General features: G+C 51.6%; 20 protein-coding genes, 2 tRNA genes and 1 pseudogene. 14 read left to right on the top strand and 9 right to left on the bottom strand.

Features of this window, described 5'->3' with window-relative positions:
- The first annotated feature begins 57 nt into the window (after nucleotides 1-57).
- Both BOO20_RS09970 and BOO20_RS09965 read left to right on the top strand, forming a co-directional pair.
- Nucleotides 58-396: an Ig-like domain-containing protein gene (locus BOO20_RS09970; RefSeq protein ID WP_233120948.1), complete on the top strand. Its 339-nt coding sequence runs from the start codon at nucleotides 58-60 to the stop codon at nucleotides 394-396.
- A gap of 115 nt (nucleotides 397-511) precedes the next feature.
- Nucleotides 512-1,729: a M20 family metallopeptidase gene (locus tag BOO20_RS09965; protein ID WP_076792429.1), complete on the top strand. Its 1,218-nt coding sequence runs from the start codon at nucleotides 512-514 to the stop codon at nucleotides 1,727-1,729.
- A 264-nt stretch (nucleotides 1,730-1,993) separates the two neighbouring features.
- On the opposite strand, the gene BOO20_RS09960 is transcribed toward BOO20_RS09965, so the two are convergent.
- A complete protein-coding gene (locus tag BOO20_RS09960; RefSeq protein WP_006367267.1) occupies nucleotides 1,994-2,968 on the bottom strand; it encodes a class II fructose-bisphosphate aldolase in 975 nt (324 codons plus the stop codon).
- Nucleotides 2,969-3,129: 161 nt separating this feature from the next.
- Between BOO20_RS09960 and BOO20_RS09955 the strand changes: the two genes are divergently transcribed.
- From BOO20_RS09955 to BOO20_RS09940, 4 genes are all read left to right on the top strand, one after another.
- Nucleotides 3,130-5,199 carry a carboxy terminal-processing peptidase gene (locus BOO20_RS09955; protein ID WP_076792427.1) on the top strand — a complete coding sequence of 690 codons (2,070 nt, stop codon included), beginning with the start codon at nucleotides 3,130-3,132 and terminating at the stop codon, nucleotides 5,197-5,199.
- A gap of 191 nt (nucleotides 5,200-5,390) precedes the next feature.
- Nucleotides 5,391-6,161, top strand: a complete 771-nt coding sequence (locus BOO20_RS09950; protein WP_076792426.1) for a slipin family protein — start codon at nucleotides 5,391-5,393, stop codon at nucleotides 6,159-6,161.
- A gap of 12 nt (nucleotides 6,162-6,173) precedes the next feature.
- Complete coding sequence (locus tag BOO20_RS09945) at nucleotides 6,174-6,626, top strand: universal stress protein (RefSeq protein WP_076792424.1); 453 nt, start codon at nucleotides 6,174-6,176, stop codon at nucleotides 6,624-6,626.
- Nucleotides 6,627-6,726: 100 nt separating this feature from the next.
- Nucleotides 6,727-7,725 (top strand): formylglycine-generating enzyme family protein, encoded by a 999-nt coding sequence (locus BOO20_RS09940; RefSeq protein ID WP_076792423.1) that lies wholly within the window; start codon nucleotides 6,727-6,729, stop codon nucleotides 7,723-7,725.
- Nucleotides 7,726-7,749: 24 nt separating this feature from the next.
- Here BOO20_RS09940 and meaB read toward each other — a convergent pair whose 3' ends face one another.
- From meaB to rsmA, 7 genes are all read right to left on the bottom strand, one after another.
- Nucleotides 7,750-8,766, bottom strand: a complete 1,017-nt coding sequence (gene meaB, locus BOO20_RS09935) for a methylmalonyl Co-A mutase-associated GTPase MeaB (RefSeq protein ID WP_076792421.1) — start codon at nucleotides 8,764-8,766, stop codon at nucleotides 7,750-7,752.
- A complete protein-coding gene (scpA, locus tag BOO20_RS09930; RefSeq protein ID WP_076792420.1) occupies nucleotides 8,766-10,907 on the bottom strand; it encodes a methylmalonyl-CoA mutase in 2,142 nt (713 codons plus the stop codon). Before scpA ends, meaB begins: the two co-directional genes overlap by 1 nt.
- Nucleotides 10,904-12,676, bottom strand: a complete 1,773-nt coding sequence (locus BOO20_RS09925; protein WP_076792418.1) for a methylmalonyl-CoA mutase subunit beta — start codon at nucleotides 12,674-12,676, stop codon at nucleotides 10,904-10,906. The genes scpA and BOO20_RS09925 overlap by 4 nt, the downstream gene beginning before the upstream one ends.
- Before the next feature lie 77 nt (nucleotides 12,677-12,753).
- Nucleotides 12,754-14,532 (bottom strand): carboxyl transferase domain-containing protein, encoded by a 1,779-nt coding sequence (locus BOO20_RS09920; RefSeq protein WP_076792417.1) that lies wholly within the window; start codon nucleotides 14,530-14,532, stop codon nucleotides 12,754-12,756.
- A 28-nt stretch (nucleotides 14,533-14,560) separates the two neighbouring features.
- Nucleotides 14,561-14,968: a methylmalonyl-CoA epimerase gene (gene mce, locus BOO20_RS09915; protein ID WP_006367258.1), complete on the bottom strand. Its 408-nt coding sequence runs from the start codon at nucleotides 14,966-14,968 to the stop codon at nucleotides 14,561-14,563.
- The gene (locus BOO20_RS09910; protein ID WP_006367257.1) at nucleotides 14,965-16,887 is read right to left on the bottom strand and encodes a propionyl-CoA synthetase; all 1,923 of its coding nucleotides are present in this window, start codon (nucleotides 16,885-16,887) and stop codon (nucleotides 14,965-14,967) included. Before BOO20_RS09910 ends, mce begins: the two co-directional genes overlap by 4 nt.
- A gap of 226 nt (nucleotides 16,888-17,113) precedes the next feature.
- Nucleotides 17,114-17,899 (bottom strand): 16S rRNA (adenine(1518)-N(6)/adenine(1519)-N(6))-dimethyltransferase RsmA, encoded by a 786-nt coding sequence (gene rsmA / locus BOO20_RS09905; protein WP_076792415.1) that lies wholly within the window; start codon nucleotides 17,897-17,899, stop codon nucleotides 17,114-17,116.
- Between the two features lie 71 nt (nucleotides 17,900-17,970).
- Between rsmA and BOO20_RS09900 the strand changes: the two genes are divergently transcribed.
- The 8 genes and pseudogenes from BOO20_RS09900 to BOO20_RS13390 all read left to right on the top strand — a co-directional run.
- Nucleotides 17,971-18,954, top strand: a complete 984-nt coding sequence (locus tag BOO20_RS09900; protein ID WP_076792414.1) for a transketolase family protein — start codon at nucleotides 17,971-17,973, stop codon at nucleotides 18,952-18,954.
- Nucleotides 18,955-19,092: 138 nt separating this feature from the next.
- The gene (locus tag BOO20_RS09895) at nucleotides 19,093-19,428 is read left to right on the top strand and encodes a YbaB/EbfC family nucleoid-associated protein (RefSeq protein WP_006367254.1); all 336 of its coding nucleotides are present in this window, start codon (nucleotides 19,093-19,095) and stop codon (nucleotides 19,426-19,428) included.
- A gap of 6 nt (nucleotides 19,429-19,434) precedes the next feature.
- On the top strand, nucleotides 19,435-20,049 hold the full coding sequence (gene recR, locus BOO20_RS09890; protein WP_076792412.1) for a recombination mediator RecR: 615 nt from the start codon (nucleotides 19,435-19,437) through the stop codon (nucleotides 20,047-20,049).
- Between the two features lie 140 nt (nucleotides 20,050-20,189).
- Nucleotides 20,190-21,578, top strand: coding sequence for an FAD-dependent oxidoreductase (locus BOO20_RS09885; protein WP_076792410.1), 1,389 nt, complete (start codon nucleotides 20,190-20,192; stop codon nucleotides 21,576-21,578).
- Between the two features lie 88 nt (nucleotides 21,579-21,666).
- A tRNA-Arg gene (locus BOO20_RS09880) sits at nucleotides 21,667-21,739 on the top strand.
- A gap of 197 nt (nucleotides 21,740-21,936) precedes the next feature.
- Nucleotides 21,937-22,009 (top strand) — tRNA-Pro (locus tag BOO20_RS09875).
- A 524-nt stretch (nucleotides 22,010-22,533) separates the two neighbouring features.
- Nucleotides 22,534-22,821: a hypothetical protein gene (locus BOO20_RS09865; protein ID WP_076792407.1), complete on the top strand. Its 288-nt coding sequence runs from the start codon at nucleotides 22,534-22,536 to the stop codon at nucleotides 22,819-22,821.
- Between the two features lie 3 nt (nucleotides 22,822-22,824).
- Nucleotides 22,825-23,301, top strand: a pseudogene (locus BOO20_RS13390) (esterase/lipase family protein); the annotation flags it as partial.
- Nucleotides 23,302-23,475: 174 nt separating this feature from the next.
- Here the strand turns inward: BOO20_RS13390 and BOO20_RS09855 are convergent.
- Nucleotides 23,476-25,157: transposase (locus tag BOO20_RS09855; RefSeq protein WP_083694636.1), on the bottom strand; the 1,682-nt coding region annotated here is incomplete at its 5' end.

Below are 25,157 nucleotides of genomic sequence, written 5' to 3'. Positions count from 1 at the left end.
TTCTGTGCTCCATCCGCCTTGTCCTCGGGCTTCTCACGACAATAAATAGAGGTGCCCTTGATACAAAAGGGCAGTGGCACTGTTGCCATTCACCTTGGTTCAGCAACCGGAAGCTTGCTTGAACCTTCCTATGATGTTTCGACAAGCACCAATCTCACCATCTCGGAGAGTCGGCTGACGATAAAACCTGACCTCTCATTTGCATTCAGCACACACTATTTCGTCACCTTTGATACCGGATCGATAACGGATCGTGAGGGGAACTCTCCGGACGGTCTTCAAAGTTATGATTTTACTACAGCGGATACCTATATCGATAACTCCGGGGGTTCAGGTGCCGGCCCTGTGCTGGCAGGGGTTGGATCAATCGCGATCCTTGCATTGGTGATCCTCTGAACCGACACCGGAGATAAAGCCTGTTGTTTCCCTTTTGCGCTGATATTTGTACCTTGGTATACTATCTACCGCTTGTAGTGCCAATGGTGCTGCCTTAAACCGTTAATTACTTTTTATGAATGCAGATCGCTCAACCGTGATTGCTGAAAGGATACAGCAGCGTGCCAACGAGATCTTTCCGGAAGTCGTTGAACTGCGTCGCGAGATCCATCGTCATCCCGAGCTCGCCTATGAAGAGGTGAGAACGACGGTACTGATTTCGGAAACGCTGATCGGATTCGGCATTACACCGGAGCCTCCTTTGCTTGAAACCGGAGTAGTTGCTGTAATTCGAGGAGGGAAGAAGGCTGCAAACGGGAAGCTTGTAGCCCTGAGGGCTGACATTGATGCCCTGCCGCTCTCGGAATCGAATGAGCATGGCTTCTGCTCCATGGAGAAGGGGAAAATGCATGCCTGCGGTCATGATATGCACACGGCGATGCTGCTCGGCGCCGCGAGGATTCTTGTGGAGATGAAGGAGGAGCTTGAGGGTGACGTGCTGCTGGTTTTTCAGCCTGCCGAGGAGAAAGCGCCGGGCGGGGCAAAGCCGCTGCTTGATGCCGGCCTTTTTAGGCGATTCAACCCTTCGGCTGTTTTTGGACAGCACTGTTTTCCGAACGTTCAAACCGGCAAGGTCGCCATGTGCAAGGGGAGTTTCATGGCCGCAGCCGATGAGCTCTACTTTACCGTTACCGGGCAGGGAGGTCATGCCTCCGCGCCGCACAAGTCGGCAGACCCTATTCTTGCTGCGGCTCATATCATTACCGCAGTTCAGCATCTTGTCAGCCGGGTGGTTCCCCCGCATGAGCCTGCGGTGGTCTCCATCGCATCGATTCACGGAGGCAATGCCACCAATGTCATTCCCAGTCAGGTGACCATGTCGGGCACCATGAGGACCATGAACGAGGAGATTCGGGCCCTGCTTCACCTTCGACTACGCCAGACCGTCATGCACACCGCGGAAGCGCTCGGAGTAACAGCCGAGCTGGAGATCCGCAATGGCTATCCGGTGCTCTTCAACGATCCTGCAGTTACGACCCGTGCCATGACGCTCTGCGGAGAGTATCTTGGAAAAAAGAACGTCATTGAGAGCGAGCCGCTCATGACGGCGGAGGATTTTGCCTACTATCTTCAGGCCTGCCCCGGAACCTTCTGGCAGATCGGAACCGGAACCCCGGAACAGGTAAAAGGGAACACCCTGCACTCTCCGACCTTCAATCCCGAAGAGCTTGCCCTGAAGACCGGCAGCGGACTGCTTGCCTATACCGCCATCAGGTTTCTCGGGATGCCATAAGGCTCTGCTATAAATCTATTGCGCGATTCGATTGCGTCGTTGGGCGGTGCTCGAAATCCTCATGTACTCTCGTGTACATTCCGGTTTCTGCGCTCCGTCCGCCTTGCCTTCGAACCGCTCACGACGATTTATAGCAGAGCCTTTCCGCGACTTGATTGCTTTGTCGGGTGGTGCTCGAAATCCTCATCTTGACCGTTGACCGGACGCAAAAAGGGCAGCCTGTGAAGGCCGCCCTTTTTCAATTCAATAGCTGAATTTTTCGTCTCAGGCTTTGCCGTTGGAGCCGAGCACGTTGATGATCTTGTGGATATAGAGTTTCTTGAGAGAGTCTCTGGCAGGGCCGAGGTACTTTCTTGGGTCGAACTCTTCGGGTTTTTCATCAAGCACCTTGCGGATAGCGGCGGTCATGGCAAGGCGGCCGTCAGAATCGATATTGATTTTGCAGACGGCGGATTTTGCCGCAAGACGAAGCTGATCTTCACTGATGCCGATTGCATCTTTCAGCTTTCCACCATGCTCGTTGATGGTTTTGACCAGATCCTGCGGAACAGATGAGGATCCGTGCAGGACGATAGGGAATCCGGGAATGCGGCGCTCGATTTCACTGAGAATGTCGAGGCGGATTTTAGGATCTTCACCCGGTTTGAACTTGAATGCGCCGTGTGAGGTGCCGATGGAGATGGCAAGGCTGTCAACACCGGTTTTGGCTACAAAGTCCTCAACCTCTTCCGGCTGGGTATAGGTGTGATGAGCAGCCGAGACCTCATCTTCGATTCCGGCAAGCACACCAAGCTCACCCTCAACCGTAACATCATGTTCGTGTGCATATGCCACAACTTTTTTGGTCAGTTCGATGTTCTCTTCATAAGGGAGATGAGAACCATCAATCATGACGGAGGAGAATCCCGAGTCGATACAGTCTTTGCAGAGTTCAAAGCTGTCGCCGTGATCAAGGTGAAGGACAATGGGAACAGGTGTTCCGAGTTCTTCAGCATAGGCTACAGCACCCTGTGCAAGGTAGCGGAGAAGTGTTTCATTGGCATAGCTTCTGGCGCCTTTTGAAACCTGCAGAATAACCGGTGAGGCAGTTTCCACGCATGCCATGACAATAGCCTGCATCTGTTCAAGATTGTTGAAATTATAGGCAGGAATAGCGTAACCGCCTGTAACAGCTTTTTGAAATAGTTCGCGACTGTTGACAAGGCCAAGTTCTTTATAACTGATCTTTTTCTTTTGCATTGAAAGCTCTCCCATTATTAGTATTTTAGGACGGATTTTTTTTGTCGAGTTTAAATTTCCCGACACCATTACGCAATTGCGGATCAATATAATATTTTTGTCTCTCCTTTCAAGAATCGTATAACTGTCGCAGCACAACCTTTTGATCATCAAACCGGAAAATGTTTAGAAAAAGTCTGCTTCTCTTTACTGTTACCTGTGGTTTTTCTTCACCATTGTCGGCAGGAATTTTCGGGACGGCTTCAGCCGCCGGACCCTCCATCAATGTGCTCAAGCCGACCGAAGCCCAGGAGGATGCAGGCAAATACATCAGTCAGTACCTTCTTCAGAACCACTACAGGAAGGTCGCGGTCAATGACTCCCTTTCCCTGCAGATATTCAACCGCTATATCGACAATCTTGACGGCAGCAAGAGCTATTTTGTGGCCAGTGAGGTTGCCAGTCTCCGCAGGATATACGGCACCCGGATTGATGATGAATTTCTGGCCGGAAAACCAACCGCAGGCTTTGGCATCTATAACTTTTTTCTGAAGCGGGCAAAAGAGAAGATGCGGTTTATGAAAACGGCCGCCGACACCACCCATTTCAACTTTTCAGTTCCCGAAAACTTTGACCTTGACCGCAAGGCAGATCCATGGCCGGCCGACAGACGGCAGCTTACCGCTCTTTGGAAGCAGGAACTTAAATATCAGTGGCTCAATCTGAAATATTCAGGTGAAACCAATACGACGGTTCGTGCTGCACTCTCAAAAAGCTTTGCAAGCCGCCTTAACCTTCTGAATCGCCAGAAACCGGATGACGCTTTTCAGGCATACATGAATGCGGTTACAACCTCCTTTGATCCCCATACCAGCTACTTTTCGCAGGATGAGTATGCCAATTTTCAGATTGACATGAGCCGCTCTCTTGAGGGGATCGGTGCGAAGCTTCAGACTGAAAGCGAGTATACGGTCATCAACGAGGTTATTCCCGGCGGTCCGGCCTTCAGAAGCAACCTCCTTAAAAAAGGGGACAAGATTATCGGTGTCGGTCAGGGAAGAGCTTACGACATTGTTGATGTTACCGCATGGCGAATCAATGATGTGGTAAAACTGATTCGCGGGAAAAAAGGGACCGTTGTGCGCCTTAAAATTCTTCCGGCCAGTCAGGGCGGACGCGGACCGGCAAAAATCATAGCACTGGTGCGCGACAAGGTCGATCTTGAGGAGCAGGCGGCCCGGAAACGTATTATTCATCAAAACGGCCAGAAGATCGGCGTTATTACCATCCCTTCATTTTACCTCGATTTTGAAGGTCAGCAGCAGAATACCGGTAACTATAACAGCACCAGCCGTGATGTGTCGCGCATTCTCAATGAGCTGAACAGTGAGCGTGTTGATGGTATTGTTATTGATCTTCGTGACGATGGCGGCGGATCCCTTGAAGAGGCGGTCAATGTAACCGGACTCTTTATCCCGACAGGGCCGGTTGTGCAGATCAGCAACTCAACCGGCGGTAAAATGGTGCTCAGGGATGAAGATCGCCGGGTACTCTATAACGGCCCGCTCGCCGTTCTGGTAAACCGTTACAGCGCTTCAGCTTCAGAGATTTTTGCTGCGGCAATTCAGGATTACGGGAGGGGAGTGGTTATTGGTGAGCGGACATTCGGAAAGGGAACGGTTCAAAGCATCATCAAACTGGCAAGACCATTTTCGTTTTTCATAAAGAAACCGGAACTGGGTCAGATAAAACTGACGATAGCAAAGTTTTACCGGATTTCAGGCGGCAGCACCCAGCACAGGGGGGTTGTGCCCGATATCTTCATGCCATCGATGATCGATACCGCGACCATTGGTGAGGATACCTACTCCAGCAGTCTGCCCTGGAGCACGGTCTCGCGATCATTTTACCGCTCAACCGCCGAAATTACCCCGGAGGAGATAGGAGTGCTCCGCCAAAAGGAGCTGGAGCGATCATCGCGCAATACGCTCTACCAGTCCTATCTGCAGGATCTGAGAACCCTCAACCAGATCCAGAAAAAGAAGGTGGTTTCGCTTCAGGATTCGGCTTTCAAATCGGAAATTGAAACCATAAAAAAGATCGAGAAGCAGTGGGTTCTGGATCAGGATTCCACCAAAGGGGTGAGCAGGGATGTCCTGCTCAATGAGTCGGCCGGCATTGTTTCGGATCTTGCTGATCTGAAGATCAAGCAGCGGCAGACCGTTATCCGTACGATACCGGCCCTGAATTAAACGGACGATACCGGAACCTGATTATCCGGTTCAGTTGGCTCTTTGTTTTGATGCGTCAAAAGAACAAAATACCGGTAAACCGTGTTCACTGTACTATATTGTTTCTGCAGGGGAAGAGCTGTGAGGGCTATAACCTCCCTCTGCTGATTTGAGCTTTTGAACTCTTCTCAATTTGACAAGGAGTTGAGATTATGCTGACATTCAACCTGTTGACGGTTCTTGTTCTCGTGGGTTTCTTTTTGGCCTCATCGGTCAAAATTCTTCGGGAGTATGAACGGGGAGTCGTTTTCCGGCTCGGAAGGATCATCGGCGCGAAAGGTCCGGGGCTGATCATCCTTATTCCGGCTATAGACAAAATGGTCAAGGTTGATCTTCGTACCGTGACGCTTGATGTGCCACCGCAGGATATCATCACCCGTGATAACGTCTCCGTCAAGGTGAGTGCGGTTGTCTACTTCCGTGTGCTTGATGCCATCAAGGCGATTGTCGATGTCGCGGACTTCCATTTTGCTACCTCACAGCTGGCGCAGACCACGCTGCGCAGTGTCTGCGGGCAGGGCGAACTTGATAATCTGCTTGCAGAGCGTGATGAGATCAATGACCGTATCCAGGCTATTCTGGACAAGGATACCGAGCCATGGGGAGTCAAGGTCAGCAAGGTGGAGGTGAAGGAGATCGATCTGCCCGAGGGGATGCGGCGGGCAATGGCTAAACAGGCCGAGGCTGAACGCGAACGCCGCTCAGCTATTATCAACGCGGAAGGGGAGTATCAGGCCGCACAACGGCTTGCCGATGCGGCAACGATTATTTCCGCCTCTCCGGCTGCCCTGCAGCTTCGTTATCTCCAGACACTCAAGGATATTGCGGCAGAGAATAATTCAACTACCCTATTTCCCATCCCAATGGATCTGTTTAAACCATTCTTTGAAAACAGGCAGTCATCACCACCCCAGTCAACATAAACGCAATCGATTATGTTCAAGATTACTACCATTCTGTGTCCGGTCGATTTTTCAGATGCCTCCCGCAAGGCTGTGCAGTATGCGAAGGAGTTTTCCCGGAGTATGGAAGCATCTCTCTACCTGTTGAATGTGGTGGAGCCGAGACCTATGGCCGTTGACATTTCGCTTAATTATGTGCCGCTTGAAGCTGATCTTGAAAAAGCCTCAATGGAGGATCTTGAGGTTATCATGCAGGAGTTGATTCACGGGGGATTCAAGGCATCCTGCGGTGTGGAGATTGGCAATCCTGCGGATGTGATACTCGATAAAATTGACGAATGCAATGCCAATCTTGTGATCATGGGCTCTCATGGAAAAAAAGGGTTGAGCCGTCTGATCATGGGCAGTGTTGCCGAAACTGTTGTCCGGAAGGCCAATTGTCCGGTGCTGATTGTCAAAACCGAAGAGAAGGAGTTTATCGAGTAGTCATTGCATTACATCGCGGTTGTATGCCTGCGCTCTGCCTCTTTTGGTACAGCCTAAAAAGAGACGATCAGTTTTTCTAATCAGCAACGAGAGACTTGCCATGAACAAAGCCAATCCCATGCGGAGCATTGCGCTGCCGTTGAATCCTGAAGCCATGAGTGAGAAGCGTTCTTCAGCGTCGTTTACCGGCACGATGCGCAGGCTGCTGACCGCTCTCCTCGCAAGGAGCTGGCGAGAGGGGAGAGTGGTTGCGCTCATCGGGACACTCACCCTTGCCGGAGTGATCGTGTTCGCTACAACAGCATTCGCCGTAAGCGGGATTGCGGTCCCCGAAAACTTCGTTTTACTACCTGGCGGTGAATTTACGATGGGAAGTCCTCTGGGTGAAGCGAACAGACAGACCAATGAAACCCAGCATCAGGTGCGGTTGAGTGATTTTTATATGAGCAGATATCCGGTAACATTTGCCGAGTTCAGGAAATTTGTCAAAGCCACAGGCTACCTGACTGATGCTGAAAAAGCCAACGATCAAAAGCACTGGCGCCACGCAGTTTCAGGCACTCTGCGGCCAAAGTCTGAAGATAACCATCCCGTGGTGTTTGTGAGCTGGAACGATGCCGTCGCCTATTGCAACTGGATCTCGCAACATACCGGAAGGAAGTTCCGCCTGCCAACCGAAGCAGAGCGGGAGTACGCCTGTCGGGCAGGAACCACAACCCCCTTCAATACCGGTCAAAACCTGACGACAGAGAGGGCTAACTATAATGGTCAAAACCCTTCCGGTAGTAAACCGAAGGGTGCATACCGGGAGAATACCGTAGCGGTGAACAGTTTTGCTCCCAATGCATGGGGCTTGTACAACATGCACGGCAATGTCTGGGAGTGGTGCAGTGACTGGTTTGACCCTGCTTTTTATGAGCAGTGTAAAGCCGCAGGCACCGTTACCAACCCTGATGGTCCGGAGGACGGTTCGCGCCGTGTTCTTCGCGGTGCGAGCTGGTTTGACTTTGAAGAGCACTGCCGGTCAGCGTATCGCATCGGAGGTGCGGCTTTAGCCCGCAACCCCAATGTCGGCTTTCGCCTGGTCTTCGTTCCGTAGTTCAGCCGGGGATCGTACTCTCCGCTATTTGCGAAAGGTTTCCATAAGGGATTTGGCGCCGCTGAACGGGCTGAGACGGGCTTCAACCACCTGCTGTTCGATGATCGCTTTTGCCTGGATGACTCCCGGATTGCTGAAGAACTCTTTTTTCAGCCGCTCTTCAAGCACGGTGTAGAGCAGTTGTTTCAGTTGCTGGCTTCGCCTCTCTTCAAGGCGAGCCTCTTCCCGCATTTGGGTGAAAAATTCCAGAATGTTCTGCCAGACTTCGTTGATACCTGTATTGTGCAGGGCGGAGGTGAGGTAGACATGTCGATGCCAGAAGGGGTGCTTTTTGGGCAGCATCATGAGTGCGGCCTCGAATTCAGCCTTTGAGAGTGCGGCAATTGCAGCCTGATCTCCATCCGCTTTGGTTATGACAACGCTGTCCGCGATCTCCATGATACCGCGTTTGATCCCTTGCAGTTCATCTCCTGAGCCCGGCAGCATCAAAAGGAGGATGAAATCGACCATGGAGTCGATCAAAACTTCCGATTGACCTACACCGACCGTTTCGACCAGAATAACATCATATCCTGCGGCTTCGCAGAGCAGAATGGTCTCATGGGTTTTCGGGGAGGTCCCCCCGAGATATCCGGAGGATGCTGTCGGACGGATGAATGCCTCCTTCCGGCCGGAGAGTCTTTCCATGCGGGCCTTGTCGCCGAGAATGCTCCCTTTTGACTGACGGCTGCTCGGGTCGATGGCCAGCACCGCAAGCGTGAGGCCGCTGTTGAGTATCGCTTCACCAAAAGCCTCAATAAAGGTGCTTTTTCCGGCTCCGGGTGAACCGGTTATTCCGATGCGCAGCGATGCGGTTTTCTTTTCAAGACAGCGGTCGAGAATCTCATGGGCTCTCGCTTCATGCTCCGGCTTCTGGGATTCGATAAGGGTGATGGCACGGCTCAGCATCTGACGGTTGCCGCTCATGATGCCCGAAACGACGGTTTCCACATCAGGATCGTGGCGGGGGATCCGCTCTTTATGATGCAGGTCGCGACTCATTATTCAAACCTTGCAATAAGCAGATTCAGGGTTTTTACCGCAGCATCCGCTATGACTGTTCCTGGCCCGAATATTCCGGCAACCCCTTTATCATAGAGAAAAACATGGTCTTTTTCAGGTATGATGCCTCCGGCAATAACGAGAATATCTGCCCGGTCATGGGCGCCAAGCAGCTCGATAATTTTCGGTATAAGTGTTTTGTGACCGGCAGCAAGGCTTGATATGCCGATAATGTGGACGTCATTGTCAAGTGCCTGCTGCACAACCTCCTCAGGGGTCTGGAAGAGGGGGCTGATATCGACATCAAAACCGATATCGGCAAATCCCGCCGCGATAACTTTTGCTCCCCGGTCATGTCCGTCCTGTCCGACTTTCGAGACCATGATTCTGGGTCTGCGGCCTTCAAGTGCAGCAAACCGGTCGGCAAGCCCCTGTGCCTCCCTGAATAGCGGGTTATCGTGCATCTGCGACATATAGACATTGCTGTTGAGCCTGATGGTCGAACGGTATCGTCCGAAACTCTTTTCACAGGCTGAGGAGATCTCTCCCAATGTAGCTCTTTTTCGTGCAGCTTCAACGGCAAGCTCCAGCAGATTTCCCTCTCCGGAGGCGGCGCACGCTTCGATAGCCCTGAGAGCCTGTGCGCATGCTTCGCTGTCGCGTTCACGCTTGATGGTTTCAAGGCGTTTGATCTGCTGCTTCAGCACAAGGGTGTTGTCAACTTCGAGCAGTTCGATATCGGTTTTGCTGCTGGTTCTGTAGCCGTTGACCCCGACAATCACATCCTTGCCGCTGTCGATTCTTGCCTGCTTGCGGGTTGCCGCCTCTTCGATCTGGAGCTTCGGAATTCCTTTTTCGATTGCCTTGACCATGCCTCCTGCGGCCTCGATGTCGCTGATGATCTTCCAGGCTTTTTCGGCAAGCTCTCTGGTCAGATATTCAACATACGAGGAGCCTGCCCAGGGGTCGATGCTGCGGGTTATATCGGTCTCCTCCTGCAAATAGAGCTGGGTATTACGAGCAATCCGGGCAGAAAAAGGGGTTGGCAGAGCTATGGCTTCATCGAGAGCATTGGTATGCAGCGACTGGGTGTGGCCGAGCGATGCAGCAAGGGCTTCCAGGCAGGTCCGTGTGATGTTGTTGAACGGATCCTGTTCGGTCAGGCTCCATCCGGAGGTCTGACAATGAGAGCGGAGCATCAGGGATTTCGGGCTTTTCGGATTGAACTGTTTGACGATTTTAGCCCAGAGCATCCGTGCCGCCCTCAATTTGGCGATCTCCATAAAATAGTTCATGCCCGTCGCCCAGAAAAAGGAGAGGCGAGGGGCAAAGGCGTCAATGTCAAGTCCGGCTTTCAGTCCGGCCCGGATATATTCAAGCCCGTCGGCAAGGGTGAAGGCCAGTTCAAGATCAGCCGTGGCTCCGGCCTCCTGCATGTGGTAGCCCGAAATGCTGATAGAGTTGAATTTCGGCATGCGGCTACTGGTGTAGCGGAAGATGTCGGCAATGATTTTCATGGAGGGTTCAGGCGGGTAGATATAGGTGTTGCGAACCATGAACTCCTTGAGAATATCGTTCTGGATTGTACCGCTGAGCCGGTCGGCGGTTACACCCTGCTCTTCGGCAGCAACAATATAAAAGGCCATGACCGGAAGCACCGCTCCGTTCATGGTCATGGATACGGAGATGTCGCCGAGGGGGATGCGGTCGAAGAGGATCTTCATGTCCTCAACCGAGTCAACGGCAACACCGGCCTTGCCGACATCCCCGATTACCCGTTCGTGATCGGAGTCGTAACCGCGATGTGTGGGGAGGTCGAAGGCTACAGAGAGTCCTTTCTGACCGGCAGCGAGGTTTTGACGGTAGAAGTGGTTGGACTCTTCGGCCGTTGAAAACCCGGCATACTGGCGTATTGTCCACGGTCTGGTCGTGTACATTGTGGTATAGGGTCCGCCGGGGTAGGGGGCAAAACCGGGAGCGAAGTCGAGGTGGTCGATTTGCTCCCTGTCGGTACTGCCGTAGCGTGATTGTATCTCAATACCTTCAGCGGTTGTCCAGCAGGTCGTCGGAGCAGGGATGTCGTTCCCTGAAGCGATGAGTGCGGAGGAAAAAATATCAATCTCTGAAAAGTCCGGTCTCATTGCACTCCGGTTTTACGTTGGAAGGATTTCAGCATCTCAAGAACATCAACGCCGGTATAGATAAAGCTGTCAATTCCGGCACCGAGGAGGCTTTCATGCTCAGCCGGGGGTTTTCCGGCCATGATGGTAATGCCGGAATGACGATTGGCCAGAGCAGTCGCGATACCAAGAGCTGAAGGTACCGGATCTTTCTGGGCAATGCAGAGTACAATAATGTCCGGCTTGTGTTGCAGAACTGTGTCGTACGAGGAGTTTTCTATCGGCAACGCCGAGACTGCGGCAATGTCGAAACCTCCGCATTTGAAGAAATCTTCGCAGAATGCAGCCTGCCGGAAGCTTATGGCCGGATCGCCGACCATCCAGATAACGACTGAGGGGATTTTACCGCCATGCTGTTTGCCGGAAAGTGTTTTCAGTCGCAACCGTTCAAACGCCGCCGTCTCATTACTGGCAGGCAATGCTTCTGCTGCGTTCATAATGGCTGCGCTGTTCTCCTCCTGCTCCGCCGTAAGGGGCCAGGGGTAGCGGTTGACGCCGATAAGTGTTTTTTTTCGTTTGCGGACAGCGCGCTCCCGCTCTGAAGATGAGGCGGCAATCAGGCTTCCGACGATACCGCATCTCCAGTTAGCGTCAAGACCTCCGGCAGCTTCAAAGGATTTAAAGATTGACCATCCGGATTCTGCCAGTTTTGCCGTCAGGGCTTCAAGGTAATTTGATCCCGATGCCGGATCAACAACACGGTCAAGCCATGCCTCCTCCTTGAGCACAAGGTGTATGTTGCCGGTGATCCGGGATGCGATATCCTCTCTGACCGATAACCCGTTGTCAAAAGGGGCAATCTGAAGGGTGTCGTAGCCTCCGAGAATTGCTGAAATCGATTCGGTTGTCTGCCGGAGCAGATTGGTATAGGGGTCGAGCAGTGAGCGGTTTCGTTCGGATGTTCTGGCAAAGAGTCGGGGCTGAACTGAACCGGTTGCACCGTATGCGTTGAGGATGAAGGGAAGCAGAGCGCGCACTGCCCTCGGTTTTGCCAGTTCCGTAAAATGGCTTGAACCGACAGGAAAGATAAGTTCAATGGCCGAAGCAATCCGTTCTGCAGGAATTCCGGCTTCAACAAAGCGGTGAAGGAGGTCGCTTGTGCCTCCGAGCGCAAGCGCTATCTCCTGTGCCGCTGTTGATCCCGCCTCATGATAGCCGGTTGTATCGACACAGAAGAGCGTGAATTGCGGGAGTGCATCGGCCAGCTCAAAGAGTTTGCTGTCCAGCTCTTTTGAAGCCAGAGGGAGTGGCGCAAGAAACCCGCCGGTTGTTGCCTCGAAAGAGGAGAGCGCAAGCAGGGTTTCAAGGAGTTCAGCAGCGGGAGGAAGGTTTCCCGAAAAATAGATTGCGATGGCAGAGGTGTCAATACCGGCAAAGAGGGTAGTGAGATGTTGCGGTGAGCAGTGTGCCCTGTCGGATATGCAGAACTCAAGTGCTGAAGCGTCCTGGGAGAGCGATTTCAATGCGTCGGTATTGGCGCTTTTCGGGTCGAGAACGGTAACTTTATGGCAGTTTATCCAGCTGTTTGCGGATTTTGTTGCCGGTACCGCAACGCGCTTTGCCTCTTCATCATGAGCATACCAGGGCTCAAGATCAAACCCGTCAGGCGTATGCCAGACTATACTCTCAAAAGGTTTATCACCGAGATCCGCAACAACCCTCTTTTTCCAGGTTTCCCGGCTGATTGCCGGAAACTCGTGAAAGAGTGAATCAGACCGGGATTGTGTCATAACTGGTAGTAAAAATATTCATTACAGGCACCCATAATAGAGTACCCTTTTAAAAAACAGGCTTTGTTCCGATCCCTTCAGAGCGCTCTCGCACTCTGTATGATCTCCGATATCTTGTACTTCATATTGCCCGGCAGTGCTGTTTTTTCAACAAATCCTTTCTGCTGAAGCCACCAGGTTGTCTGGAACGCTTTGGTGGTCGGTTGACCGGTATACTGTTCGATCACCCGTTTACCGGAAAATCCGATATTTCCGGCATTATGTTCAAAGAGTTTGATGCCCCTTGATCCAATGCCGATGGCAACCCCTCCAAGCGTCGGGTCGGTAATAATGGTAATAACCGGCAGTCCGGCTTTTTCAACGCTTGAGATGGCAACATGGAGTTTGGGAAGACCAACCATCGAAGAGCACCCTTCATGCATTCTTGCTCCGCCTCCTGTAGCCTGAATGACCAGCGGCACACCCCGTGCAATGGCTATCTTGCTCGCCCTCCAGACTTTCTCTGCGGTAGACATACAGAACGAGCCGCCGAGAAAGTTGAAGTTGGTTGCGCAAAAGACAACCGGTTCGCCCTGAATGGATGCATTGCCGGTAATGAGCGATGATGCCGCTCCGGTTTTCTGCTGTGCCTCCGTGATTTTTTTGCGATAGTCAGGAAAGTCCAGAATATCCTTGTCGACAATGTAGCGGGTCTCGGGATGCTCCGTGAAAGAGCCTTCGTCAAGCACAAGATCGATATAGTCATGCGCGGTAAGGCGCACATAGCGGTGGCCGCAGGTTTCGCAGACAAAATTATCGGCAAAGAGTTTCGAATAGAGTACGGGGTCGAGAATTGTTCTGCCGGTGGAGTCCCTGCAATGTTTGTGGCGTGCAACAAACAGAATTCTTTCGGGTTTCTGGATGAAGAATGATACCGGCTTTTCAAAAGCGAGGATCTCCTCTTCGGAAATGGTATCCCACTTTCCGATGTTTTCCCATCTCTCCATTCTTTTTGCAAAGATCTCGGAGGCGGGAGTCAGACTGAGCTTTTCGACCCACTTCGTCATGGCACCCTTGAATGACTGCAGGGCTGATTTCGGGAAGTGGTGTGCCGGTCCTTCATGCTCGATGATGATGTCATCAATAATGCCGTTTTGCAGGGCATCTTTTGCTGTTATCCGCGATATCTCGGCAGCAAAACCGGCCTTCTCCCTTGTGCGAAAGAGAATGGATGAGCAGGCCTCGGGTGAGATGACCATATAGGTTGAGTACTCCATGGCCAGGACAGCATCGCATCCGGTCAGCGCAATAGCGCCACCGCTGCATCCCCGGTTTATGATAACCGAGAGCGTCGGGACTTTTGCTTCACCGAGTGCCTGCATGCAGCGTCCGATTTTCCATGCTATCCCTCCGGCTTCGGACTGTTCGGTTGGATCGGCACCGGCAGTATCAATAACGGTAATAATGATGCGGTTCTCCTGTTCAGCAAGCGCGATAGCCTGAATAGCCTTTTCAAATGCAGCCGGAGTTGGCATTCCCTGGTTCCATTTGGCGATCTCTTCCGGATTTTTCATGAGCCGGAGCATCTGCGCAAAATCGGATGTCGGCCCGGACTGCTGGCCGATAAGCATCACCGGCCACCATGCATTCTGGCCATTGCGCAGAACCGCCCGGTGTGTCTGGATAATGCAGCTGCCGTGGAGATCGTTCTGCAGACACTCTTCAGCTTCATCAAATACAGTCAGATAATCAAGGTGCTTGGGGCGCTCGGGGTGGAAGGAGAGTTGATACTTTTCGTATTCTGTCAGTTGTTCAATACTCTCGTGGGAGTAGTTGAATCCCTCTTTTTTCTCGAAAGGCAGATAAAAATGTTTCACAGGGTACTATCGGCTTTATCGCAATTATTTAGTGACCTTTCTCGGCAAATTCAAGCAGAACACGATTTGTCTCCTTTGGATGCAGAAAGAGGATTTTTTTCCCACCGGCACCCTCTTTCGGTTCCGAAAGCGGAGTAATATTAACGGTTTTAAGTCGTTCGCTCTCCCTGACGATATCATCGGTTGCAAGTGCAATATGGTGCAGCCCGTCACCGTTTTTCAGCAGAAATTTGGCAATGGCGCCTTCGCTGTTCATGGGTTCGAGCAGCTCGATTTTACTTTCGCCGACAGGTATAAATGCCACCCTGACGTTTTCGGAGGGTACCTCCTCAATGGTGACACTCTTCGGGTCACACCCGAGAACGTTCAGGAACGTTTCGAGTGAGACCTCAAGATTCTGAACGGCGATGGCAATGTGATCGATCTTTTTTATCATTCGTCCTTTGTGATTGACTTGCTGTTTACGGCATAACCTATTGTCTGCAAACCCTCACGGATCTCATCAAGAATTACCGGATCGTCAATGGTTGCCGGCATGGTGTACTCCTCGCTGTTGGCAATTTTGCGCATGGTGCTGCGAAGAATCTTGCCGGAGCGGGTTTTCGGGAGCCGGTTGACGATAATGGCACTCTTGAACGAGGCAACAGGTCCGATATTCTCCCTCACATATTCAATAACATGCTTGATGATCTGGTTGTGCGGAGTATCGACATTGAGTTTCAGTACCAGGAAGCCGAGCGGCACCTGTCCTTTCAGATCGTCATGAACACCGATAACCGCACTCTCCGCCACATCCGGATGCTCGCACAGAGCCCCTTCAATGGCACCGGTAGAGAGCCTGTGGCCGGCAACATTGATGACATCATCCGTGCGCGACATGATGTGAATGTAGCCGTCTTCATCAATAAATCCGGCATCGCTGGTCTGATAGAAGCCGGGGAACTCCTTCATATAGGTTTCCACAAACCGGTTGTCCGCTTTCCAGAGCGTCAGCATGGTGCCGGGAGGAAGCGGGAGCTTGATGACGATATCACCCATCTGATTGGGCTGAAGCTGTTCAAGATCGGCGTTGACAACCTGAACGTTGTAGCCGGGTACCGCTCTTGAAGCCGAGCCGTACTTTATCGGGCCGGGTTCAATTCCCTGGCAATTGGCGGCAATGGCCCAGCCGGTCTCGGTCTGCCACCAGTGGTCAATAACCGGAACCTGGAGCATCTTTTCAGCCCATTTGACGGTATCGGGATCAGCCCGTTCTCCGGCAAGAAAGAGGGCCCGGAAGTTTGAAAGATCGTAGTTCTTGATGTAGTGACCGTTCGGATCCTCCTTTTTGATAGCCCGGAATGCTGTCGGGGCGGTAAAGAGCACCGAAACGTTGTGTTCACTGATGATTCGCCAGAAGGTGCCGGGATCGGGAGTGCCGACCGGTTTGCCTTCAAAGATGAGTGAGGTGCAACCCTGAAGGAGGGGAGCGTAGACAATATAGGAGTGACCGACAACCCATCCCACATCACTTGCCGCCCAGAACACTTCGCCGGGTTCTACGTTATAGACATTTTTCATTGACCACTGCAGGGCAACCATATGGCCGCCGTGATCGCGAACAATGCCCTTCGGCTGGCCGGTGGTTCCTGAGGTATAGAGAATATAGAGGGGATCGGAAGATTCAACGGGTACGCACTGTGCAGGTTCGGCTCCGAGAAGGGACTGGTTCCAGGTGAGGTCGCGCTCTTCATTCAGTTCAGCCTTTAACTGATCGCGCTGTTTGATGATACAGATTTCAGGCTTGAAGTGGGCGAGCTCGATTGCAAAGTCGAGCAGCCGTTTGTAGTCAATGATCTTGTTATGTTCGATACCGCATGATGCTGAAATGATCACCTTTGGTTTGCAGTCATCAATTCTGATTGCAAGTTCGTGGGATGCGAATCCGCCGAACACCACGGAGTGGATGGCGCCGATTCTTGCACAGGCAAGCATGGCAACCACAGCTTCCGGGATCATGGGCATGTAGATGATAACACGGTCACCCTTGCGCACACCTCTTGATTGCAGGGCGCCGGCAAAGAGTGCTACGATATCGCGAAATTCGCGGAAGGAGTACCTTGTTTTAGTACCGGTAACCGGACTGTCGTAGATAATTGCGGTCTGGTTTCCTCTGCCTTCATCAACGTGCCGGTCAAGTGCATTGTAGCAGGTATTGGTAATGCCGCCCGAAAACCAGCGATAAAAAGGAGGATTGGTATCGTCGAGCACCTTGTTCCATTTTTTGTACCAGTGAAGCTTTTCTGCGGCTTCGCCCCAGAAGATTTCCGGCTCCTGAATGGATTTTTGATAAACGGTATTGAATGAGTGCAGCATACGAGTGATCCCTTGTTAAAAAAAAAGTGTTAATAAAATAAGGGAGGACGGATCAGCAAGAACAGCGGAAAGGGTGGTGTTGAAGCGGAGTGGCATTGATTTTCGCTCGGCTGTTTTTTTGCACGGCAATTTTGTAAAACTCAATGTTAACAAAAAATACACTTCAGAGCAATGAACAATTGTTCCATCCGCCAGCTGCCGGATTTTCAACACTGAAGGCCGCGGCTCAATCAAGGGGCTTCAACTGCCTGAACAGGGTGAAAAACTCTTCGATGGTGAGCGCTTCTGCCCGAAGTTTAAGGGTAGAGCTCTCGACGGCATCAAGATTGTAGGACTCTTTGAGATTGTTCAGCAGGGTTTTGCGACGCTGATGAAACGCGGTGCGGACAAACCGGCGGAACCCTTCACTCTCTTCAACAGGGCTCTCCTGTTTCGGCTTCATGCTGATGACGGCACTATCCACTCCCGGTTGCGGGCGAAAGACCTTCCGGCCTACCTTGAAGAGATAGCTGACATCGCAGAATGCCTGCATCTGCACCGCAAGAATGCCATAATCTTTGGTGGATGGACGGGCAACAATTCGCATGGCGACCTCATGCTGCATCATGAGGGTTGCTGAAATGAAGCTCGGGCGGTGTTCCAGAAGCTTGAAGAGAATAGGGGTTGTAATCGAGTAGGGGATGTTGCCGAGAACCCTGAGCGGCTTTTCTCCGGCAAGCAGCTCAAGGTCGGTATCCAGAAAATCGGCTTCAAGCACCTTGAGTCCGGGGTATTCACTTCTGATAAATGCAGCCAGCTTCGGATCTTTTTCAACTACCGTAAACGTCGGGCAGATCGCTATGATCTCCCTGGTCAGGGCGCCGAACCCCGGACCGATCTCCAGAATATTGTCATCAGCAGTGGCACCGGAGGCGGCAACAATTTTTCTTGTGATATTGCGGTCGGTTAAAAAGTTTTGACCTAATTTTTTTTTCGCCGCGATTTCAGTATGCTTATATTCAACTTTTATCATTGAGTCCGGAATTCTTTATGTGCCATGGCCGGGCGGAACTGCTTTTTTTAATTTAAGTTATTCTTGAAGTAATGGAAGAAAATAACATCGGGACCGCGGCAGTGCAATATGTTTCGCGCGGCAACAAGGCTACCCGCACCGGGTTTGGAGATGCTCTCCTGCAGGCCGGCAGGGAAAACAGTGATGTCGTGGCACTTTGCGCTGATCTTACCGGATCACTGAACATGAATTTGTTTCGTGATGCATTTCCCGATCGTTTTATCCAGACAGGTATAGCCGAAGCCAACATGGTTTCCATGGCAGCAGGACTCGCTACAACCGGAAAAATTCCGGTCGCGGCCAGTTTTGCCGTCTTTGCCACCGGACGGGTCTACGATCAGATCCGCCAGTCGCTCTGTTACTCAAATCTCAATGTCAAGATCTGTGCATCCCATGCCGGGCTCACCCTCGGTGAGGATGGCGCCACCCACCAGATCCTTGAGGATATCGGTCTTATGCGCGGTCTTCCGAGAATGACCGTGGTTGTTCCCTGTGATTACAGTGAAACTGTCCGGGCGACCCATGCCATTATCAAGCATGAGGGTCCGGTTTATCTGCGCTTCGGGCGTCCGAATGTTCCTGATTTTTCTCTTGACGAGGATGGTTTTGAAATCGGCAAGTCCATTGAACTTCACTCCGGCAAGGATGTTACCGTTATTGCCTGCGGCATCATGGTATGGAAAGCGCTCGAAGCGGCACTTATTCTTGAAAAGGAGGGTGTTGGCGTCAGGGTTATCAACATGCATACCATCAAGCCGATTGACACGCTTGCCATTGTTCGTGCAGCCAACGATACCGGAGCAATTGTTACGGCTGAAGAGCATCAGATCTACAACGGTCTTGGTGATGCCGTAGCCAATGTCTGCGCCCGCAATATACCTGTACCGATTGAGATGGTTGGCGTGGAGGATCAGTTCGGTGAATCGGGAAAAGCCGATGAACTTCTTGAAAAATACAAGCTTACGACTGCTGATATTCTTGAAAAAATCTATCTGGCATTGCGCAGAAAGTGCTGATTTCCCTGGGCTCAGGAGGAGCGTGATATTGGTAGCCCCCGACACAGAGAGGCGGGGGGTGGAGAAAAATGTAATCTCCACCTGGCGGTGAGAGACCGCCCGCAATGAAATTTCTATAACGCACAGGAGAAAAAGAAGATGGCAATGCCGAATTTTGGCGACATGATGAAGCAGATCCAGCAGGCTGGCGAAAAGATGCAGGATGTGCAGAAGCAGCTTGAAAAGATTGTTGCCCATGGCGAGGCGGGTGGCGGCATGGTCAGGGTCTCGGTGAGCGGCAAACAGAAACTGCTCTCACTGACAATTGATCCTGACATTATGGATGATGCCGAGATGGTTCAGGATCTGGTGCTCGCAGCCGTGAACAGCGGGCTTGACGAATCCGCAAGGCTGGCCCAGGAGGAGATCAGCAGGGCGACCGGCGGGATGATCAATCCGGCTGACCTCCTGAAAAACATGAATCTCGGTAAATAACACCGCATGCGCTACACTTCGGCGGCTATAGAAGCCCTGATTGAAGAGTTTGCCAAATTGCCGGGTGTCGGACGCAAAACCGCCCAGCGTCTTGCCATGTATGTTCTGCATGAGCCGAGAGCCGAGGCGGAAAAACTTGCATCCGCACTGCTTGATGTAAAAGACAAGGTTATCCGCTGTTCAGTCTGCCAGAATGTTACCGACAAGGAGAGTGATCCCTGTGCTGTATGCAGCAGCAGGGCACGCGACCGTTCGGTTATCTGCGTTGTTGAATCTCCGGTTGATATGCTCGCTTTTGAAAAAACGGGATTCTATAAAGGACTCTATCATGTGCTCCATGGTGTTATTTCACCGCTTGACGGTATAGGGCCGGACGATATCAAGGTTCGCGAGCTGCTTGTCCGGTTTTCGGGTCAGGAGAGCCTGGAGGTCAAAGAGGTTGTTCTGGCTCTGAATCCTACCATTGAAGGGGAAACAACATCACTCTATCTGAGCAAACTGCTCAAACCGCTCGGTGTGCAGGTGACCAAAATTGCACGGGGAATACCGGTTGGCGCAGAGCTTGAGTTTGTTGATGAAGCGACGCTTTCACGGGCAATGGAAGGGCGATCGACTATGTAGTATTGCAAAGGGTCCCTCTGTCATCTGTTTTGAGAAGCCCGCAGAGAGACCGGACTTCCGACAGGCAGGGGACCAACGCAGTAACCAGGTTTCGAGTAAAGAGAGAGAGACGCCAAACTTTCGTATCAATTGGTGAATACATGAGTTCAGAAAAAAAGTCGGTACTGATTCTTGGCGGGGGCCTTGCCGGTCTTACTGCCGCCAAGCGGTTGACAGACAAGGGGTTTCAGGTCAGGGTTCTTGAAAAAAGGGGTATTTTCGGCGGCAAGGTATCAGCCTGGAAAGATGAGGAGGGAGACTGGATTGAATCAGGCACCCACTGTTTTTTTGGCGCCTATGATGTGCTCTATGATCTCCTAAAAGAGATAAAAACCAATCACGCAGTCCTGTGGAAGGAGCATCAGCTCACCTATACGCTCAACGGTGGCGAGCGTTTTACCTTCAACACCTGGGATCTTCCGAGTCCGCTGCATCTGCTGCCTGCCATTGTGAAGAACGGCTACTTTTCATTCTCCGAGATGGCCGCTTTTTCCAGATCGCTCATTCCGCTTGCCCTGCAGCGTGACAAATATGCGCCGACGCAGGATCACCTGACCTTTGCCGAGTGGGCAACCGCGAAGAAATTCGGCAACCGTCTTATGGAAAAGATGTTCCGCCCGATGGCGCTTGCCCTGAAATTCATTCCTCCCGAAGAGATATCAGCCAAGATCATCCTTGATGTTACCGAAACCTTCTACCGCCTGCCGGATGCTTCCCGAATGGGATTTCTGAAAGGCTCGCCGCAGGAGTATCTCCATCAGCCGCTTATGGAGTACTCGGCGTCAAAAGGGGCGGTTTTCAAGCCGAACACAGCCGTAGAGGAGCTGCTCTATGAGGGAGGGGAGATCAAGGGTGTTCAGCTCAAAAACGGCGAAATCCTTACTTCGGACTACTATCTTTGTGCCCTGCCGATCCATAACCTCCTGAAGGTGCTGCCCGAGAGCCTGAAAAAAAACGAGCGCTTTTTCAGCGGTCTCGGCAACCTTGCCGGGGTTCCGGTGATCTCTGTCCAGATCTGGTATGATCGCGAAATTACCCCTGTTGATAATGTCCTCTTCTCACCCGACGGCGTTATTCCGGTCTACGCAAACCTTGCCCAAACAACGCCCGACTACCGAACCCTGAGAGGGGAGCCTTTCAGCGGTAAAACCCGGTTCGAATTCTGTGTTGCTCCGGCAAAAAACATGATGGGAATGACCAAAGAGGAGATTATCCGTCAGGTCGATCTCTCGGTGAGAAACTGCTATCCTGAAACGTCAGGAGGGGCGACCATTATGAAGTCTACAGTGGTGAAGATTCCGCAATCGGTCTATGCACCCACTCCCAACATGGAGCAGTTCCGCCCGACCCAGAAAACCCCGATCCGCAACCTCTTTCTTGCAGGCGGCTTTTCGCAGCAGCTTTACTACGACTCGATGGGTGGGGCTGTGATGAGCGCCAACCTTGCCTCCGAAGGGATTATCAGCGCAGCTGGTTTGAAGAAAGGTTAGAACTGTCTGGCAAAAATTTGGAGGAAACAAGAAAATGATTCTGTAAAGAGGGAGAAAATATTATCTTCAGAATCCTGATTTGATTCAGGCCCTTGTAGCTCAGTGGATAGAGTAGTAGTTTCCGAAACTATTGGTCGGCAGTTCGAATCTGCCCAAGGGCACAGGGATTTAAGCTCCGGAGGAGCGACAATATTGGTAGACCCCGACGCAGTCGGTGGGGACGGAAGGAAAAAACGCGAAAATAAAGAACCCCGCTGCTTGCTGCGGGGTATTTTGAAGACAACTCTATCATACTTTACGCCTCAAGAGGCGGGGAATATGACCCATAGAGATTCAATCGCGGTAAAATTACATATTTCGGGGTGTGGCTCAGTTGGTAGAGTGCTGCGTTCGGGACGCAGAGGTCGTGGGTTCGAATCCCGCCACCCCGACACCAGAGGCGATTACGGAGAGATCTGTAATCGCCTTTTTCGTTTCCCCTCACTTCTTTTATCCTGCGACTGATTGTCGGGCAAACCTCCGGGAACGCCGAGCACCAGCTCGGCATTCAAAAGTCCTTTTCTTCTTCTCCAGAAAGTGAGTGGTCTGAACTGACTCCAATGAATACCCTTAATACTTAGTGAGTGGAATGGTTTTTTGTTACCTCGGTCATTTTTGTCTCTGAGAGAGAATGCTATTGTATTCATCGCTTGAAAATTAAGCGTAATCTTCGTAAATAAAAAAACATACAATAAGACCGTTGGGCTGAATTTCATTTCCCTGTCGGTGTCCCTTTGCAATCTGTAGACACATTTTTTTTCAATGCCTTCAGAAAATGAAATGTCCTGTCAGGAGATTGCTCCTGTCGTCATTCACTGCGACATTGCTGCCAAAATTAATTTCGCAAGCCAGCAGAGTTCATTTGCTTTACTTCGCGATTTGCGCATAGAGAACAGGGGTGCCGGGTCGGCTATTCATGATCTGCGTGTTCACCATCGCCAAACGCCGTCAATGTCATAGCAGGGAAAAGGTAGGGCTCTTCTTCTGGCCAAAAGAGAGGTTTGAGGAACGTCACGCCCCAGCCCGATGGAAAAACCGCGATGATGAAATGCGCAAGGTAGAATACATCTGCCGGGAAGAGATCAGGGCAATTGATAAACTGCTCGCAACCAAAGGCGACGCGGTTGAGCTGGCCCGAAACCTCGGCATCGCCCGCCTAAGCCAGTTTGCAAGAGAGCGGATAATTGAAGCGATGGGGGAGTGAGGTATGAGCGAATTAATTCCAATATCTGGTTGTGAGAATGCCAACCGTAAGGCGGATGTCGTTTTCGTCCATGGCTTGGGTGGTGATGCGTTTAAGACGTGGCGCCACGGCAAGGATGATTCAACTTCATGGCCACACTGGCTGGGAAAGGATTTTCCAGAGATTGGAGTATGGTCATTGGACTACGATGCAAGTCCAACGAGATCCAGGGGACTTTCGAGGCTTTTTTGTTTGGGATCCAAGAACCCCGGGCACACTATGGCACTGACAGAGCGTGCCCGGGAGGTGCTAACCCGTTTTACTTTGAGTGGACTTGGTCAGCATCCTCTAATATTTATCTGCCATAGCATGGGCGGGCTTCTGGTAAAGCAGTTACTTCGAAAAGCCAACGACAAAAAAGACGAATCTCTAAAGCAAGGGGTGATTTGCCAGACGAAAGCAGTTGTATTTCTTGCTACGCCACATGCGGGAGCGGAATTAGCATCTTTTTTTGATACGTTACAAAGTATTTCCCGAAGCACAAAAAGCATCAAAGAGCTTCGGATGCATGATACTTATCTACTTGACTTACTTGACTGGTACCGTAATCATTCCCAAAGTCTCGGAATTGAGACGATAACATACTATCCTGAAAGTAGGATAAAGCGCACACTATCAGGAGGTCACTCCCAGATATTCCAAAAACAGCCGATCTCTGGCTACCGACTCGGTAGACCAGCGATAGGCGCCCATGGCCGTCTTTACCTGAGTTGTTTCTACGCAGTCGAACCAATCCAGAATCTGAGCAAGTGAGCGTTGCTCAAGCCACTTGTCCAGCATTTTTTCGAGCAGGACAAGCGCCTTGGTTTTGCCTCTTGCGTTTTTTCCAAGCTCTACCCGCATTTCCTTGATTCTCTTCGTCAGGAAGCAATGATACCCCAGTGAAACAAACTGCACGAATTGTCTTCCCCGCAAGTTGTCAGGATACCATGTGCGAGGCCTTCTGCCATCAAGGTCTCCTTTTTCAACGGCGAAAAGCTCCTCGATCTTTTCACGCAGTCGATAGTTTTCCAGTGCCGTGAAAGTCTCCATGGACTGATTGCTGACGAGCGAGAAATAGCCGAAGTATCTCTTCGCTTCAGCAATAGCCTGATCGTTGAAGCCGACCTTCAATGCTCCGCCACGCCCCTTTGTCGTGCAGACCAGATAGCGCTCGATTTTCCGTTGAGCAGATTGCGTGAACTCCTCCACCCCGTTTTCGACTTGAGCCTTGAGTTCAAGCAGCTCTTTGCGGAAGGCAACTTCCTTCTTGCTGTCGTTGTCGTGAGAATAGAAGACATGGACATAAAGACGGCGCACGAACGCATCTTCTTCTCCACCCAGCTTGCCGTTACGCGACCGCTTGCGTACTCGACCGAACTCGTGCATTCTCATTGCCGTAGCGCCACAAACCGATGGTTCAAACGGACACGTGCTGGACATGCTCGCCAGTGTCTGCCGAAGCGCATCAACCGTCTCGCGAATCCAGGTGACTCTGGGGTCAGCCAGAGTCAGGAATTTCATGTTGCGCAAGGCGAATTTCATCATGTTCTCTTCGCTGTAGTAACCGTTGTCGGTGACAATCAAGGGTCTCTCAAGGTTAAGGCACTTGAGTTGCTTCAGGGTGTTCTCAATGGATATGACGTCAGGAACATTGCCGGGCTGCTTGGCGAAAGCCAATGGTTCGCGTTCCTTGACGGAATACAAGGTCAGCAGCTTGATGGTGTTCAGTCCGTCTCCGTCCTTGTTGAACCCTTGTCGTGCTTCCGATTGGTTCTCGGAGTAGGTCGATATCGTGGTCGAATCGAATGCAAGCACCGGAGACGGCCCAAGGCGATCCGCCCGGAAGGAAAAGTAACGCTGCACGCCGTCCTCGTTACGCCCGACACTTTTGAACAGATCACCGTAAACGTCTTCAGTGATTACTTCGCTGTAGGGAAGAGGATGCATGACCTGCCAGCTCTCAAGTCGAGGCAAGGTGTTTCCGCTGGAACCGATCCAGTAGCGCGCAATGGAGAGCATTTTGTTGGCGTCTCCTTCGCCGAACGAAGATCGCACATCATGGTCAATGCCGGAGGTTTTGCCAACCCACTCCAGAATATCCGTGAGGCCACTGTGCCTGCGCACCGCGCGGGCCATCTTGTCCTCACCTTTGCGTTTTTTTGGCCGTGTAGGAAGCATCTCCTGTGTTCCTGCCTTGATTTTCCCCTGAAGCTTCTGACTGACTGTATAGGTCTTTCTGGTCTTCTCGTCATAGGCCGTAACCCGCTCATAGATGTAAATATCGCCATTAGGACGTCTTTCGCGGCGCTCTCCAA

The sequence above is a fragment of the Chlorobium sp. KB01 genome, from assembly GCF_001975465.1.
In the GTDB taxonomy this organism is placed as follows: domain Bacteria; phylum Bacteroidota; class Chlorobiia; order Chlorobiales; family Chlorobiaceae; genus Chlorobium.
Note: the sequence above shows the minus strand (reverse complement) of the source record. Positions and strands in the feature narration are given on the sequence as shown.

What these genes read in the sequence shown, in the direction of transcription:
- BOO20_RS09895 (WP_006367254.1), top strand. Translation starts at nt 19,093, where the DNA reads ATGGCAATGCCGAATTTTGGCGACATGATGAAGCAGATCCAGCAGGCT.
- BOO20_RS09960 (WP_006367267.1), bottom strand. Translation starts at nt 2,968, where the DNA reads ATGCAAAAGAAAAAGATCAGTTATAAAGAACTTGGCCTTGTCAACAGT.
- BOO20_RS09955 (WP_076792427.1), top strand. Translation starts at nt 3,130, where the DNA reads ATGTTTAGAAAAAGTCTGCTTCTCTTTACTGTTACCTGTGGTTTTTCT.
- BOO20_RS09925 (WP_076792418.1), bottom strand. Translation starts at nt 12,676, where the DNA reads ATGACACAATCCCGGTCTGATTCACTCTTTCACGAGTTTCCGGCAATC.
- recR (WP_076792412.1), top strand. Translation starts at nt 19,435, where the DNA reads ATGCGCTACACTTCGGCGGCTATAGAAGCCCTGATTGAAGAGTTTGCC.
- BOO20_RS09885 (WP_076792410.1), top strand. Translation starts at nt 20,190, where the DNA reads ATGAGTTCAGAAAAAAAGTCGGTACTGATTCTTGGCGGGGGCCTTGCC.
- BOO20_RS09950 (WP_076792426.1), top strand. Translation starts at nt 5,391, where the DNA reads ATGCTGACATTCAACCTGTTGACGGTTCTTGTTCTCGTGGGTTTCTTT.
- meaB (WP_076792421.1), bottom strand. Translation starts at nt 8,766, where the DNA reads ATGAGTCGCGACCTGCATCATAAAGAGCGGATCCCCCGCCACGATCCT.
- BOO20_RS09940 (WP_076792423.1), top strand. Translation starts at nt 6,727, where the DNA reads ATGAACAAAGCCAATCCCATGCGGAGCATTGCGCTGCCGTTGAATCCT.
- BOO20_RS09865 (WP_076792407.1), top strand. Translation starts at nt 22,534, where the DNA reads ATGATCTGCGTGTTCACCATCGCCAAACGCCGTCAATGTCATAGCAGG.
- BOO20_RS09945 (WP_076792424.1), top strand. Translation starts at nt 6,174, where the DNA reads ATGTTCAAGATTACTACCATTCTGTGTCCGGTCGATTTTTCAGATGCC.
- scpA (WP_076792420.1), bottom strand. Translation starts at nt 10,907, where the DNA reads ATGAGACCGGACTTTTCAGAGATTGATATTTTTTCCTCCGCACTCATC.
- rsmA (WP_076792415.1), bottom strand. Translation starts at nt 17,899, where the DNA reads ATGATAAAAGTTGAATATAAGCATACTGAAATCGCGGCGAAAAAAAAA.
- BOO20_RS09910 (WP_006367257.1), bottom strand. Translation starts at nt 16,887, where the DNA reads ATGCTGCACTCATTCAATACCGTTTATCAAAAATCCATTCAGGAGCCG.
- BOO20_RS09965 (WP_076792429.1), top strand. Translation starts at nt 512, where the DNA reads ATGAATGCAGATCGCTCAACCGTGATTGCTGAAAGGATACAGCAGCGT.
- mce (WP_006367258.1), bottom strand. Translation starts at nt 14,968, where the DNA reads ATGATAAAAAAGATCGATCACATTGCCATCGCCGTTCAGAATCTTGAG.
- BOO20_RS09900 (WP_076792414.1), top strand. Translation starts at nt 17,971, where the DNA reads ATGGAAGAAAATAACATCGGGACCGCGGCAGTGCAATATGTTTCGCGC.